The sequence below is a fragment of the Domibacillus epiphyticus genome, assembly GCF_001975785.1.
GTDB classification, from domain to species: Bacteria; Bacillota; Bacilli; order Bacillales; family Domibacillaceae; genus Domibacillus; species Domibacillus epiphyticus.
Genome location: NZ_MSFI01000023.1, coordinates 38,396 through 52,821, shown reverse-complemented (window position 1 = coordinate 52,821; position 14,426 = coordinate 38,396). Strand labels below are relative to the sequence as shown.

Genomic DNA, 14,426 nt, shown 5'->3' with positions numbered 1-14,426 from the left:
ATACCTGGCTTTTTTACTATATGGACTTTTTCAGTGCCCTCGTGCAATACCGAACTCATTTTACCCAAGCTGCCTAATGAAATAACCGTGTCTAACTTTTAGGGGTCACTCCAACTAATGCGGGGTTTTTTCAATTTAATCATTCATTTTTTTCTCAAAACGGTCGATATCTTTATCTGCTCCAATGACAATTAAGATGTCATTCACCATAATAAGCTCGTCTGCCTGCGGCGAAACGATAATTTCTTTCCCCCGCTTTATCGCGACAATGTTAATGCCATACCGCGCACGAATATCAAGGTCGATAATGGTGTTCCCGGCAAGCGATTCATTGGCTACGATCTCAACTATCGAATGCTCATCTGAAAGTTCCAGATAATCGAGTACATTATTTGAAACGATATTATTCGCAATCCGGCGTCCCATGTCTCGCTCTGGATGGACGACCTGATCTGCACCGATTTTTAATAATACTTTTTCATGGTAATCATTTTGGGCTTTTGCAGTCACTTTTTTCACGCCGACTTCTTTTAACATTAATGTCGTTAAAATACTTGATTGAATGTCATCACCAATCGCTACAATGACATGGTCAAAGTTTCGAATCCCGAGACTTTTCAATACAGATTCGTCTGTCGTATCAGCTACCACAGCATGGGAAGCAATCGACGCGAATTCATTCACACGGTCTTCATCCATATCGATTGCCATCACTTCCATTCCCTGCTCGCTCAACTCTCTGCATATACTGCTGCCGAAACGGCCGAGTCCAATGACGACAAATTCCTTTTTCATATTCATTCCTCCGCTGTCAAGCTTGAAAATGTTTCTTGCTATGACAGTTTACCATGAATACACTAAAAATTCTCTTATTTCTTTTTTCCCTTAACATAATCAGCATCAAACAAGAAAAGCTTCATCAACAGGACGAGAGATGGTATCAAGAGAAGGATACCTAGAATAAATACGATTACCAGTGCAGTAGCCATCGTTTCATTCGTTACACTTTCATGAAGCGTAATGTAAGGGTACAAAATATACGGCAAATGAGATGCCCCATAACCAAAAAAGGCAAAGAAAAACTGCAGCATCACCATAATAAAGGCGGTACCATAACGCCTACCAACATATATAAACCATGAAGCAACACCAAAACAGAGTAGCGACAATCCAAACATCCACCAATATTCCGTTACAGCTTGATTGTAATGCCTTGGATTATGCATTTGCAGCCCCATGAAGACGAGCAAACTCGCGACAATCGTCGGCATGCTCCAAAACAATGCAAACTGCCGGAGCGTCCGTCGAGCCTGTCTGTCATCTGCACGATCTGCATAATACGTTAAAAACGTTGCACTGATAAACAATACAGACACGATGGATAAAAAGACAACGCTCCATGAGTACGGACTCGTAAATAATTCTTTTGCAAGAAATGTTACTTTATCATCTGTGACTGCTAGAAAGCCGCCTTCTGAAATCGTCAGTGCAGTTGATAACGAAGCGGGTATTAAAAGACCTGTTGCTCCGTATAAAAATAAGTAAAAAATACTGTCGCGTGACCCATAATTGTTAAACGCGTAAAACGAGCCCCGTATTGCAATTAAAATGATTGCGACACTGCCAGGCAACAAAAGCGCCGTTCCATAGTAGTAAGCCGTTGCCGGAAAAAAACCAACAATTCCGACGAAAAAGAACACAAAGAACACATTTGTTACTTCCCATACAGGTGATAAGTAACGGGAAATAAGATCATTGATAATATGGTCTTTTTTCTTCAGCCTTGCATAGTAAGCGAAGAAGCCGGCTCCAAAATCAATGGACGCGACAATTAAATAACCGTATAAAAACGTCCATAGCACCGTAATGCCGAGAAGTTCCAGATTCATGAATTTCCCTCCTTATTTCTGAGTAGGAAAGCGTTGTTCCAATTCCACTTCCGCCGGTGAATTTTTGAACATTTTAATCAATACAAAAACGGCCATAATTCCAAGAATTAAATATAACAATGCGAACATTACAAACGTAATCCCGACATCATCACTTCTCGTCGCCGCCTCCGCCACTTTCATATATCCACGTAAAATCCACGGCTGGCGCCCCACTTCCGCGAGTATCCATCCTGCTTCTATCGCGACCATGGACAGCGGTCCTGATGCGACAATGGCCCATAGAAGAGGCTTATTTAATTCATTCCACTTTTTCACTCTCCTCATTATGACAAAAAGTGCTGCGACCGCCATGACAAACATGCCAATCGTGACCATAATGTCGAACATATAATGAATCCAAAGCGGCGGACGTTCATCCTCAGGAAACTCTTCTAACCCAACCACTACCGTATCAAACGAATTACCGGCAAGGAAGCTTAAAAATTTAGGAATCCTTATTTCATTTTCAATTTCTCCATTTTCATTCAATGTACCAAAGAAGATTAAGTCAGCCTCTTTTTCCGTTTCAAAATGCCATTCAGCCGCAGCCAATTTTTCCGGTTGGACTTCGGCGAGGAATTTCGCTGATATATCTCCTGTCACTGATACGATGATTGAGAAAATTAATGTACAGGTTACAGTTAAGCGAAGTGCCTTTCGCTCATATGTTCCTTTACGCCCTTTTAAGATCGCAAAAGCGGCAATCGCTGCTAATATGGCAGCAGAGGTCATATAAGAGGTCATGACAACATGCAAGACTTTTGATGGCGTAGCCGGATTGAACATTGCCGCAATCGGGTCAATATTAATCATTTCCCCATTTTTCATATCAAAACCTTGAGGTGTATTCATAAAGGCGTTTACTGTCGTAATAAACAATGCGGACGCTGATGAACCAATCATAACCGGGATTGTTAACAGCCAGTGTGTCCATTTTCCTTTAAAACGGTCCCACGTATACAAGTAAATCCCAAGGAAAATCGCTTCAAAGAAAAAAGCGAATGTTTCCATAAACAATGGCAAGGCAATCACCTGTCCGGCCACTTCCATAAAACTTGGCCACAACAGTGAAAGCTGCAAGCCAATCGCTGTACCAGTGACTACACCTACGGCAACTGTAATGGTATATCCGCGAGCCCAGCGTCTTGCCAGAAGTAAATAATACGGATCATTTTTCTTTATTCCAATAAATTCAGCGATGGCAATCATAATCGGAACACCGACACCGATCGTTGCAAAAATAATATGAAACATTAATGTCATCGTTGTCAGCATTCGACTGAGCATGACGCTATCCAGTTCCATTTATACGCCCTCCCTGTCATTGATTTAAAGTGATAATATCACGTTACATGTATTGTAAACCTAAATGATGAACTTTACTATTAATGCCTCATGAATATTTTGTGACAAACTTCACAAACTTTTATTTAAAAAAACCAGCATCAGCTGGCTCTTATCTTTATTCTGCTTTTTCAGTTTGATCAAGTACATGGTTTACCCGTTTTCAAGTATTTTCATTCCACTTCCGCCCGATTGGAAGTGATGAAGCTGGCCTTCTTTATCAAATACATCATAAGCAGGTAAACAATGGAAATTATTTTAACATGATTGAGATAAATGAGAAAACAATAAGCACTTAACTAAAAAAAAGATCAGTTGCCCAGTGCCGTAAAATATCGGCTGATGAACGAAATCGCCGTTTCTATCGCCGTTTCGTTTGGATTTAGTTTTGCGTGATGAAGCCCGTATTCAGAACCAACCCCGAGCCAGAACATCATCCCTGGAATTTCTTTTAACATAAATCCAAAATCTTCTCCCGTCATCGCTTCCCGTGATTGAACAAACTGGATGTCCGGCTGTTCTTTTGCAAATTGAATAAACCTCTCGGTCACTTCCGGATTGTTAAACACTTGATAATATCCGCTTCCGCAGTCAATTTCCGCTTCACATTCAAACGATGCCTCAATCCCTTTTAATAGGGACTGAACACGTGATTTTACTTTGTTCATCGCTTCCGGTGACAGTGTGCGGATCGTTCCTTCGAGACGCGCATGATCCGCAATTACGTTTTGGACGGTTCCTCCTGTCATTTTACCGATTGTAACGACCGCACTGTCAAGCGGATCGACATTTCTCGATACAATTGACTGAAGCTGTGTGACAAAGTAAGAAGCAGCAACAATCATGTCCCTTGTTTCATGCGGGTACGCTGCATGCCCGCCTTTTCCTTTGAAATCAATAAATAGCTCAGAAGTATTCGCAAATAACAACCCGGGCTTTGTCGCAATCGTGCCCGCAGGATGTTCTGGCGCTATATGCAGAGCATAGATTTCATCAGGCATCCATTCACGCAGCTCTTCAGATGCCATCATTGGTTCTGCGCCCCCCGGTCCTTCTTCCGCCGGCTGAAAAATAAAAACTAAATCATCATTAATCGGATTAGCTGCAAAATGTGTTGCGACGCCGAGAGCAATACTCATATGAAAATCGTGCCCGCAAGCGTGCATCCTGCCTTCATGCTTGGACGAAAACGGAAGGTTCGTATTTTCTGTAATTGGCAAGCCGTCAATATCAGTTCGCCAGCCTATTGTTCTCTTGGGGTTAAGTCCTCTTATTTTAACAATAATCCCTGTGTGCCATTTTTTTAGTGTAAGACGGTCTTGAGGCAATTCAGATAAATAATTTAATAAGTATTGCTGTGTTTTTACTTCTTCAAAGCCAAGCTCCGGAATTTGATGGAGATCACGACGAATGTCGACAAATCGGTTCATTAGGTATTCCCCCTTTTTTCAAAAAGAACGCGTGAGCAACTGCCCACGCGTTCTTCATCACCGCTATTACAGTTTGCGGAGTTCTTGCATAATTTCTGTTTTTGATTTTGTTTTATCATCAATTTGTTTAATAACGCGAGCCGGTGCACCGACGGCAACCGAAAACGGCGGTATATCTTCTGTTACAATGGCTCCCGCAGCAACAACTGAACCTTCGCCAATACGGCATCCTTCTAGAACAACCGCATTTGCGCCTATTAATACGTTATCTTCCAAAACTACCGGTGAAGCAGAAGGCGGCTCGATTACACCTGCAAGAACGGCGCCCGCTCCTACGTGGCAGTTTTTACCAACTGTTGCGCGTCCGCCAAGAACAGCGTTCATATCAATCATCGTTCCTTCTCCAATAACCGCTCCGATATTAATGGACGCGCCCATCATAATAACCGCGTTATCACCAATTTCTACTTGATCACGGATCACAACACCCGGCTCAATACGCGCTTTAATGTTTTTCATATCAAGAAGTGGAATCGCTGAATTGCGGCGGTCGTTTTCAACGACATAATCCGTAATCTTATCTTTGTTTTGTTCAAGTGCTTCAGATACATCCGCCCACTCACCGAACACGACAACAGATTTACCTTCACCGAATACTTTTGCTGAAGCTCCAAAGCTGATCCCTTCAACATCACCATTTACATAAACTTTTACCGGCGTTGATTTTGTGCTATTCCCGATAAAAGCGATAATTTCATGTGCATCCATCATTTTCATAACTATGTATTCCTCCTGAGACTCAAAAAAAATTTTTTCTGATTTTACCTTATCAAAGTGAAGCCATTTTCACAAGCGATTTTCATTCGAATATTCCATAAACCGGTCCACCGTTTCCACAAAGGCCTGAACTTGACGCAATTCAAACGCTGCATCATAGCCAAGAAGCCATGTATCGCGGCTAATCGGTTCCCCATCCCTGTCCAAAATAGGCGTCATATAAAGATCATTTTCCTGATTGGATAACGTAATAGCAGGCAATATTGCGTAGCCAAGGCCATTAAATGCCATTTGTCGGCACGTTTCAATTTGATCAACAACGATGGAGCGCTTCGGTGCCATTTGAAAACGATTGTGCCACCATTCTTGGATTTCTTGATCATAATTGGAATCACTCTTAAATTGAATGAATGGTTTTTCTGTCGACAACAGTTCTTCTACATCTTGAATATCTTTATCGACTAAAAATAGAGGGTCTTCAAACAAATGAATTTTACGCCCTTTCCACTCGGGTGTTCCCCGAATAATTCCAATATGAACATCGCCTTCATAAAGTGCCTTTAATATTTCACTACTCCAGCCGGTTACAAGCTGAATTTTAGCATGCGGATACCGTTCGACAAAAAGCTTCAAAACTTTCGGCAGCCAGTTTTGCCCAACAATCGTCGCGCAGGCAATTTTCAGCGTCCCATGCACTTGCGGTTCAAGCAATTGCAGTTCTTCAAGCAGCCGCTCTTTTTTTTCAAGTGTTTCTTTTGCATATGCGACGATGAGTTCACCGGCTGGTGTCAACGACAATCCTTTCGTTGATCGGTTAAAAATTCTGACTTCCCACTCTTTTTCAATTGTTTGGAGCCGCTGTGAAAGGGCTGGCTGCGTAACGAAAAGCCGTTCCGCTGCTTTTCTCATATTCATTTCTTCTGCAAGCACTGTTAACAAGCGGAATTCTGAAAAGGAGGACATTGCACTAATCCCCTTTCTTTAAAAACAGCAGCAACACAAATGATACCACTGCAAAAAAGAATACTACCCAGTATACCGCGTGCAGCGATGACGTTAAGCCCTCACTTAAAATTAAGCGGGCTTTCCCGGTCATCCCTTCTCCTTCTCCCAACAGCTGGTTTATTGAATCAACTGACAAACTGGCAGGAGCATCTGGCTCGTTCTGTAGATAGGCAGCCAGCCGGCTGTTCAGCACACCGCCAAGCAATGCGGCACCGATCGTATTGCCAATATTACGCATGAACATGTTTGAAGCAGTAGCCGCGCCTCTTTCATGCCAGTCTACCGAATTTTGTATAGATACGATAAAAGCGGTAGAAGTAAGACCCATACCTACTCCTGTGACGAAGGAAGAAGCCGCCGCCCACCATGGACCAAAAGATGGATCCATAAATACAAACATAAGCCCGCCTGCTAGAAGAGCCGCCCCGCCAATGAGCGTCGTCGTCCGGTAGCCTGCTGACAAAAGGAGACGTCCTGACAATGAAGAGGCAAGCGGCCAGCCAATCGACATCGCTGTTAGCGTGAAGCCAGCCACGGTAGCACTTTCACCCATTACGCCCTGTACATATGTCGGCAAAAAGGTTGAAATCCCGATTAACATTACCCCGGTCGTTAATGAAACTACATTCGCAATTAAAATTGGCCGCACTTTCCATAAATGAAAGGGAATCATCGGTGCAGGTGTCCTCCGTTCATGAATAACGAAGAAAACGAGCGAAATAATCCCTGCGGCAAGAAGAGGAACTGTATAAGCCGTCTTGCCCGCTTCAACAAGAAGATACATAAAAGCCGAAACGCTGATTAAAAACAAAATCGTACCAATATAATCAATTTCCGGTTTCTTTTTCTCTACTTTTTCATGTAAATAAAGGAATAAGATAATTACCGAAATAATCCCAAGCGGGACATTAATCCAGAATACCCAGCGCCATGAAACAAATTCAACAAGCAATCCGCCAATCGCTGGACCTGACACAGCAGAAATTCCCCATACGCTGGCTAAATACCCCTGCACTTTCGCACGCTCTTCTTTTGTATAAATATCGCCAACAATTGTAGTCGCAACCGGCATAATCGCTCCTGCACCGATACCTTGAATAAACCGGTATACGATAAGCTGCTCCAAAGAAACAGCAAATCCACATAAAATAGAGCCGATTAAAAAAATAAAAATCCCGGCAAATAACACAGGGCGTCTTCCAAATATATCGGAGAGTTTTCCGTAAATTAATACCGTTGCAGCGTTCATAAGCAGGTAAGCTGAGAACACCCAGCTATATAACGAAAAACCACCAAGGTCAGCGACAATATCTGGCATTGCTGTGGCTACTATCGTCGCCTCAATCGCCCCCATAAACATCGTCAGCATAACAGCTGCCAGCACCAGGGGCCGGTTTGTTTGTCTTTCACTCATTATCATAACCCTCTTTCAATAGAAAAAGACCCGCCTCTTGGGCGGATCTTCCTCAATTCAGCTGATCAACGTAATGATTCAGCTGTTTTAAAATGACCCGTCTCGTTAAAATCCCTTCAAAATGACCTTGTTCATCCGTCACACATAAAAAAGGATGATTAATTAATTGCCCGAGCGCTTTCCTGAAATGATCGTGAACCGTCAGTCTCGGCTTATCCACTGCCATCACTTCTTCAACTTTCATATGCTCGAGCCGTTCAAATTCAACTCGTTCAAGTCCGAGGATTGCCTCTGTTATCATAGGGATGCTGATTAATCCCTCAAGATGATATTTCGCATCCAGAACAGGAATCGCCGTATAACCACTTTTTGTCAAAACAAGCAATGCATGTTCAAGACTGTTGCCCCGCTGTACGAAAGCAACTTTTTCACTAGGAATAATATAATCCATTATGTTTGTCTGCAATACATCTTTGTTTCTGAAGGAAATCATTTTGATTCTCCTTTTCAACTATTGTAAGCGCTTAACCCATCATCAATTATAGCAAATTTGAAAAGAAATTTGCCAGTCAGACGAGCCGTTCTTTTTCATTTTTAAAAAGGCGGCTCTTAAATGGCAAACGAATTATACTTGTTCCTGCTGCTTTGCTTCCTGCAGCAGCTCAAAAATTTCAATTGCGGTCATATCGATATCATCAAACGGATATTTGCTTCCCTTACCGTCCTTATCATATACTTCAAGCTCAAATGTATCCTTATTGGGGAAATATTTAACCTGACAAAGGGTTTTTCCATTCAATTCAAAAAGGCGCTGCTGAACTTCTCCCTGCTCTCCGCCCTCCTGCAATGACTTTAAACGCTGTACAATCCCGACTAATTGTGACATATATTGTCGACCCCTTTCATTTCGAAATCCTTTTAGTAAGCACAAGAAATATACCATACATCGATTTTTTAATCCAACATTTTTGTATCAATTCCAATTAATTTCAATCAAAAAGAGACGCTATAAAATTAGCGTCCACCAAACCAAACAATTAATATAATAGCCAAAAAAGCCACCCCGGCTGCTATGTACATCCAGATGACCGGATTAAGAGCATATGGATGACGGCGAACAGGGCCAGACAATTCATCTTTTTCTTTGCCGGCTGCAGTCCGGCGCATTACCACTAGTGTTCCAATAATAGACAACGCAAGCAACACGATTGCAGCGATTGTGAAAAATGTGATAACAGCCACCTTCTTTATACTCGTGATGCCTGCCAGTCTATCCTTTTCTCTTCTTTCTTATACATTAATATAAAAGTCCTTCTTGATCATACAAAAAATCATATGAAATGTCGAAAAATAAATATTCATTGTCTCCGACTGGATAGGAAAATGTTCTGATCGTTTCACCAGTTTCAATATCGCTGTATAAATCAGAAATAAGTCCGCCGCCATTCTTTCTCATTCTTAAAATATTTTCCAGAAAATACGGTCGCCAGCTCCAGTTTTTATTAACATATTCCGGTTGAAATATCCACTCTCCATCCTTTTTAAAATAGTTTGGCGTCAGTTCAAATCCATTCTCATCACAAATATAAAGCCGGAAACACATATGGTTAAAATGTCTCCCGATTTCTTCAAGAAGTTTTTCTTTTGGCAATAATTTTGCTCTCGCCAAAATAACATCAAGGTCTGTTTCAATTATATCAACCAAATTATACACACTGCCAAGCGCTTTTTTTTCATACAAAATAAATTGACCGCATTTCCGGCGCAGCATGTCCTTTAGCTGGTTTGGTTCCGCAAAATCAGCCGATGGTTTGGCGAGGTAAAACCCTTGATAATAGCGGCCCCCATTTTTCCAGGCATACTGCAGCTGATATTCAACTTCCACTGTTTCAAATAAAAGAGACGCTCCGATTTTTCGTGCAAACATTGATAATGAATAGATGATATTCTTATATGTTTGATCACCAGCATCTTTTCGAAGTGCCCTTAAACTCACTTTTAAAATATCCGGCGATGATCCGGCAAAATGACGAATATCACCATCAACCTCGCCAATATGGTCGACAGCAAGCTGAATGCCAAGCGTTTTATAATAGCGCAATACATTATCGAGTGCCGGACTGTAATCCGCTTCAGAAATTTCAAGCACAATTTGGTTAAACATAACACCTTTATCCGCATAACTCTCTATTGTCGCAAGAAACGATTCTCCATAGTCTTCGAGAAGTCCTGATGCCTGGCGATTTATAAATAATAAGGAGTCATGTTTTTCAGCTGAGAAGGCATCCAGCGCTTTTGTTAAAATAATATCTTCCACCTCACGCCGATACTCTTCTGGAATGTCTTCATCATGAAAAAAATTGCCGAGGCTGTTTGCCGTCTCCCCTTCCATGTATCGGCCAAGAACTTCATATCCAACAATTTTATGTTCATCAGCACTGAATATCGGCTGATAATACGGTACGATCCGGTCGAGATTACTCATTATTTCCAGTGCATCCATCAAGAGAGCCCCCCCCTTTACTCCATCAATTTATTATTATACATGACTTTACACGAAAATGCTTTCAAGTGGAAAAACCCGGTGCAAAATTGCATCGGGTTCACGTCGTTTGGCGGCGGGCAAAATCAACAAATCGAAATTTATCAAGCCTGTGCCTTGATTCTGTATATTGAAATAAACTCGCATCGTCAAGATACACATAATTTTTCACAACAACTACATGTAAAAAACCGTTCAAATCAAGATACTGCTTGTCTTCTTCTGTACATGACTCTACAACGATTTCTTTTTTAGCAAAACTGATGGTAAGGCCTAGTTCCTGCTCAATATACGAGTATATTGAGTCCTTACAAATTTCCTCGGTCAGATCGGGGATAAACTTTTTCAATAGAAAATCCTTGTCAAGAATGACCCGTTCATCATCAAATGCACGTGTCCGAGTTACTTTCCAGGTGTCATCTTTTGCATTACACTGAAGCTGATGCTGCAGAAATGGCTCCGGTTTGATCAGTCCAAATTCTTCCACTCTCGTTGTAACCGGCCCCTTCATTTGTTCTGCAAGCTCTTTAAAGCTTACTAGACCAGAAACTGGAAAAATAGCCCTGCTCGTATCCAGCACAACGGATCCTTTCCCTCGCAGCTTTTGAATATAGCCGTTTTGAGAAAGAAGCGTTAATGCTTTTCGAATCGTCTCACGTGATGTTTCATACTGCTGGGCTAGCTCATTCTCTGACGGAATTAATTCTCCAGGCTGAAATATACCGTCTTTCATTTTCGCCGCTAATTCTTCATAAATGTGCTTGTACTTGTTTATTTTCATCTATCTCACCTGCATGAAGTCATTCACCCAACTATAGCATACTATGGATTATTTAAACAGACGGTATACTGTACTTTCATAAGGTGTTAATGTCCAGTCCGACAAATGATCGGGTGAATTTTCATCATTGGTGATCACACGCTCTGACTTACACGCTTTCCACTCATCAGGCACTGTAAACGGAACATGTTCCTCAAAGAAGTTGTTCACAATGACCCACTTTTCCTTTTGGTCCTCCCGAATGTAGGCAAATAGATGCGGGTGGTCAGGCATAATAAGTTCATAACTTCCTTCCCTCAAAGTCGGCTCCGTTTTGCGTAGCGTAATTAATTTTTTATAGTGATGGAAAATGGATTCTTCTTCTCTTTGAACAACTTCTGCATTTATTTCTTTAAAATTAGCGGCTGCTTCAATCCACGGCGTCCCGCTTGTAAATCCGGCATTGCTAGAGCCATCCCATTGTACAGGCGTCCGGCTGTTGTCACGTGATTTCTGCTTTAAGATCTTCATCACATCATCCTCAGACATTCCGCGTTCCTTTAATATAGTGTACATGTTCAGAGATTCAACATCGCGATACTGTTCAATCCGTTCAAAATACGGATTTGTCATCCCTATTTCTTCCCCTTGGTAAATGTATGGCGTTCCTTTCATAAAATGAATGACATTGGCAAGCATTTTCGCAGATTTTTCCCGGTACACCCCGTCATTTCCATACCTGCTGACAATACGAGGCTGGTCATGATTGCACCAGAACAATGCATTCCATCCGCCTTCTTGATTCATTTCCACCTGCCACGTTGACATCACCTGCTTCAGCCACTGGAAGTCAAACGGTGCTGCAACCCACTTTTCCCCATTCGGATAATCCGCTTTTAAATGATGAAAATTAAATGTCATGGCGAGCTCATTTGAGTCAGGATGTGAGTAGCGGATGCAATGTTCAATCGATGTAGATGACATTTCTCCGACGGTCAATAACTCATAATGAGAAAATACTTCTCTGTTCATTTCCTGTAAGAATTCATGAATGCGCGGACCATCGGTATAAAAACGTCGTCCATCCCCTTCATAGTCATCCGGAAATTGCTGATTTTTTGAAATAAGATTAATGACATCAAGACGGAAGCCATCAATCCCTTTTTTCAGCCAGAAGTGCATCATTTCATAGAGATCACGCCGTACATTTGGATTCTCCCAGTTTAAATCAGCCTGCGTTTTATCAAATAAATGCAAATAATATTGGCCGCTTTGTTCATCATATGCCCAGGCAGAACCGCCAAACTTCGACTCCCAGTTGTTTGGGGGACCGTCATTTATCCCGTCTTTCCAAATGTAATAATCGCGGTATGGTGAATCTGCATTACGGGACTCTTGAAACCATTTATGTTCAGTGGATGTATGATTCACGACGAGATCCATCACAATTTTCATATTACGTTTATGCGCTTCTGACAGCAGCTTTTCCACATCGCTCATTGTCCCGTAATCAGGATTAATAGTATAGTAATCGCTGATATCATATCCATTGTCTTTTTGCGGCGATTCATATATCGGTGTCAGCCACAGTACATCAACACCTAGATCATGTAAATAATCGAGCTTCTCGATAATGCCAGCAATATCTCCTACTCCGTTTCCTGACGTATCGTTAAAACTTTTCGGATAAATTTGATACACAACACTCTTTTTCCACCATTGTTCACTCATAACTGTCTCCTCCTACTAGAAAAAGGGCAATTTAGCCCTTTATTTTTGTTTCACAAATTTCGAAAAGATAAATGTCAGCACAATCGGCAATATAATGACAATAGCCATACCAACTAAAAAGGCCGTTATGCCATTGCTAATAACAAGAAAAGCCGGAAGACCACCAACGCCAATCGCACTTGCTAGTACGCCGTTTGCGGAAATGAGCATCCCGGCAATGGCCGAACTGATCATTGCTGCAACGAATGCGTAACGGAATCGTAAATTAACCCCAAACATCGCAGGTTCCGTAATGCCAAGAAACGCGGATATAGCTGATGTGAACGACAAGCCTTTTAACTTTTCATCTTTTGACAGCCAGCCAATCGTCATCGCCGCGGCACCTTGTGCAATATTTGAAAGTGCAAGCATTGGCCACAAGAATGTACCGCCTAACTTTGAGCCGACGAGCTGTAAATCAACCGCAAGAAACGTATGGTGCATCCCTGTGATAACAAGCAAGCTGTAAAAGCCGCCATAAATGAATCCTCCGATAAGCGGCACTTTATCAAATATAAAAATAACCGCATCCGTGATCGTATTTCCAACCGTAAACATAACCGGCCCGATTAAAATAAATGCTGCAAATCCTGTAACGAGAAGTGCAACTGGCGCAACAACAAGCAATTGAAAACCTTCTGGTACTCGTTTTGTTAAAAAGATTTCAATTTTCGCTAGTACGTACGAAGCAAATAATACCGGAAGAACTTGGCCTTGATAGCCGATTTTTTCTACTGTTAATCCGAGAATATTCCACGTCGGCACTTCTCCCGCATCCTTAGCTGCCCCGTATGACCATGCATTTAAAAGATCCGGATGTACAAGGATTAAACCAAGCACAATTCCGAGAAGCGGACTGCCTCCAAATCGTTTCACTGCCGACCATCCAATTAATGCTGGCAAAAACGTAAACGCTGTATTTGCAATCAGGTTAATCACGTTGGCAATGTCTGACCACTGTGGATATCGTTCAATAATCGATTCCTCAAAGAAAATGCCCTGTCCCGTTAAGATATTATTTAATCCAAGAAGCAAACCGGCTGTCACAATTGCTGGCAAAATCGGAATAAAAATATCTGCAAGTGTTTTAATTGCCCGCTGGAGCGGGTTTAAATTTGATTCAGATGCTTTTTTTACATCCTCTTTAGATGATTCGCCAACTCCAGTTTCCTCTACAAGATCCTGATACACTTTATTAACTGTTCCCTGGCCAATGACGACTTGATACTGTCCATTGGCGGAAAACGTTCCCTTCACGACATCAATTTGATCTAATTTAGAACTATCTACTTTGCTTTCATCTTTTAATGCAAATCTCAGTCTCGTCACACAATGGGTTGCTGCTTCGATGTTCTCTTTGCCGCCGACAGCATCAACAATCTCTTTCGCTTGTTTTGAATACGATCCCAAACCAACTTCCCTCCTAAACTTGTATATACATCTTAATCAAACT

14 protein-coding genes are annotated in these 14,426 nt (G+C 41.7%); all 14 read right to left on the bottom strand.

All coding sequences use genetic code 11. The features are described from left to right. Nucleotides 1–135 precede the first annotated feature (135 nt). Nucleotides 136–795, bottom strand: a complete 660-nt coding sequence (locus BTO28_RS13625; protein WP_076767191.1) for a potassium channel family protein — start codon at nucleotides 793–795, stop codon at nucleotides 136–138. A 74-nt stretch (nucleotides 796–869) separates the two neighbouring features. Beyond that, nucleotides 870–1,889: a cytochrome d ubiquinol oxidase subunit II gene (locus tag BTO28_RS13620; protein WP_076767189.1), complete on the bottom strand. Its 1,020-nt coding sequence runs from the start codon at nucleotides 1,887–1,889 to the stop codon at nucleotides 870–872. Nucleotides 1,890–1,901: 12 nt separating this feature from the next. Next, nucleotides 1,902–3,236, bottom strand: a complete 1,335-nt coding sequence (locus tag BTO28_RS13615; RefSeq protein ID WP_076767187.1) for a cytochrome ubiquinol oxidase subunit I — start codon at nucleotides 3,234–3,236, stop codon at nucleotides 1,902–1,904. Nucleotides 3,237–3,586: 350 nt separating this feature from the next. Next, nucleotides 3,587–4,705 (bottom strand): N-acetyldiaminopimelate deacetylase, encoded by a 1,119-nt coding sequence (locus BTO28_RS13610; protein ID WP_076767185.1) that lies wholly within the window; start codon nucleotides 4,703–4,705, stop codon nucleotides 3,587–3,589. Between the two features lie 66 nt (nucleotides 4,706–4,771). Next, nucleotides 4,772–5,482, bottom strand: a complete 711-nt coding sequence (gene dapD, locus BTO28_RS13605; protein ID WP_076767183.1) for a 2,3,4,5-tetrahydropyridine-2,6-dicarboxylate N-acetyltransferase — start codon at nucleotides 5,480–5,482, stop codon at nucleotides 4,772–4,774. A 69-nt stretch (nucleotides 5,483–5,551) separates the two neighbouring features. After that, nucleotides 5,552–6,445 (bottom strand): LysR family transcriptional regulator, encoded by an 894-nt coding sequence (locus tag BTO28_RS13600; RefSeq protein ID WP_076767181.1) that lies wholly within the window; start codon nucleotides 6,443–6,445, stop codon nucleotides 5,552–5,554. 4 nt (nucleotides 6,446–6,449) lie between these two features. Next, the gene (locus tag BTO28_RS13595; protein WP_076767179.1) at nucleotides 6,450–7,901 is read right to left on the bottom strand and encodes an MDR family MFS transporter; all 1,452 of its coding nucleotides are present in this window, start codon (nucleotides 7,899–7,901) and stop codon (nucleotides 6,450–6,452) included. Between the two features lie 52 nt (nucleotides 7,902–7,953). Further along, nucleotides 7,954–8,394 carry a cyclic-di-AMP-binding protein CbpB gene (gene cbpB, locus BTO28_RS13590; RefSeq protein WP_076767176.1) on the bottom strand — a complete coding sequence of 147 codons (441 nt, stop codon included), beginning with the start codon at nucleotides 8,392–8,394 and terminating at the stop codon, nucleotides 7,954–7,956. A 132-nt stretch (nucleotides 8,395–8,526) separates the two neighbouring features. After that, nucleotides 8,527–8,787: a YkuJ family protein gene (locus BTO28_RS13585; protein ID WP_076767174.1), complete on the bottom strand. Its 261-nt coding sequence runs from the start codon at nucleotides 8,785–8,787 to the stop codon at nucleotides 8,527–8,529. Between the two features lie 128 nt (nucleotides 8,788–8,915). After that, nucleotides 8,916–9,143: a hypothetical protein gene (locus BTO28_RS13580; protein ID WP_076767172.1), complete on the bottom strand. Its 228-nt coding sequence runs from the start codon at nucleotides 9,141–9,143 to the stop codon at nucleotides 8,916–8,918. A gap of 55 nt (nucleotides 9,144–9,198) precedes the next feature. Continuing rightward, entirely contained in the window at nucleotides 9,199–10,404 is a 1,206-nt protein-coding gene (locus BTO28_RS13575) for an EAL domain-containing protein (RefSeq protein WP_076767170.1), read from the bottom strand. A 100-nt stretch (nucleotides 10,405–10,504) separates the two neighbouring features. Continuing rightward, nucleotides 10,505–11,224 (bottom strand): trehalose operon repressor, encoded by a 720-nt coding sequence (treR, locus tag BTO28_RS13570; protein WP_076767168.1) that lies wholly within the window; start codon nucleotides 11,222–11,224, stop codon nucleotides 10,505–10,507. 48 nt (nucleotides 11,225–11,272) lie between these two features. Continuing rightward, on the bottom strand, nucleotides 11,273–12,934 hold the full coding sequence (treC, locus tag BTO28_RS13565) for an alpha,alpha-phosphotrehalase (protein WP_076767166.1): 1,662 nt from the start codon (nucleotides 12,932–12,934) through the stop codon (nucleotides 11,273–11,275). 39 nt (nucleotides 12,935–12,973) lie between these two features. After that, a complete protein-coding gene (gene treP / locus BTO28_RS13560; protein ID WP_076767164.1) occupies nucleotides 12,974–14,383 on the bottom strand; it encodes a PTS system trehalose-specific EIIBC component in 1,410 nt (469 codons plus the stop codon). Between the last annotated feature and the right edge of the window lie 43 nt (nucleotides 14,384–14,426).

Coding starts and splice junctions, on each gene's coding strand:
- cbpB (WP_076767176.1), bottom strand. CDS start 8,394: ATGATTTCCTTCAGAAACAAAGATGTATTGCAGACAAACATAATGGAT.
- dapD (WP_076767183.1), bottom strand. CDS start 5,482: ATGAAAATGATGGATGCACATGAAATTATCGCTTTTATCGGGAATAGC.
- BTO28_RS13615 (WP_076767187.1), bottom strand. CDS start 3,236: ATGGAACTGGATAGCGTCATGCTCAGTCGAATGCTGACAACGATGACA.
- treR (WP_076767168.1), bottom strand. CDS start 11,224: ATGAAAATAAACAAGTACAAGCACATTTATGAAGAATTAGCGGCGAAA.
- BTO28_RS13595 (WP_076767179.1), bottom strand. CDS start 7,901: ATGAGTGAAAGACAAACAAACCGGCCCCTGGTGCTGGCAGCTGTTATG.
- treC (WP_076767166.1), bottom strand. CDS start 12,934: ATGAGTGAACAATGGTGGAAAAAGAGTGTTGTGTATCAAATTTATCCG.
- BTO28_RS13610 (WP_076767185.1), bottom strand. CDS start 4,705: ATGAACCGATTTGTCGACATTCGTCGTGATCTCCATCAAATTCCGGAG.
- BTO28_RS13575 (WP_076767170.1), bottom strand. CDS start 10,404: ATGGATGCACTGGAAATAATGAGTAATCTCGACCGGATCGTACCGTAT.
- BTO28_RS13620 (WP_076767189.1), bottom strand. CDS start 1,889: ATGAATCTGGAACTTCTCGGCATTACGGTGCTATGGACGTTTTTATAC.
- BTO28_RS13600 (WP_076767181.1), bottom strand. CDS start 6,445: ATGTCCTCCTTTTCAGAATTCCGCTTGTTAACAGTGCTTGCAGAAGAA.
- BTO28_RS13585 (WP_076767174.1), bottom strand. CDS start 8,787: ATGTCACAATTAGTCGGGATTGTACAGCGTTTAAAGTCATTGCAGGAG.
- BTO28_RS13625 (WP_076767191.1), bottom strand. CDS start 795: ATGAAAAAGGAATTTGTCGTCATTGGACTCGGCCGTTTCGGCAGCAGT.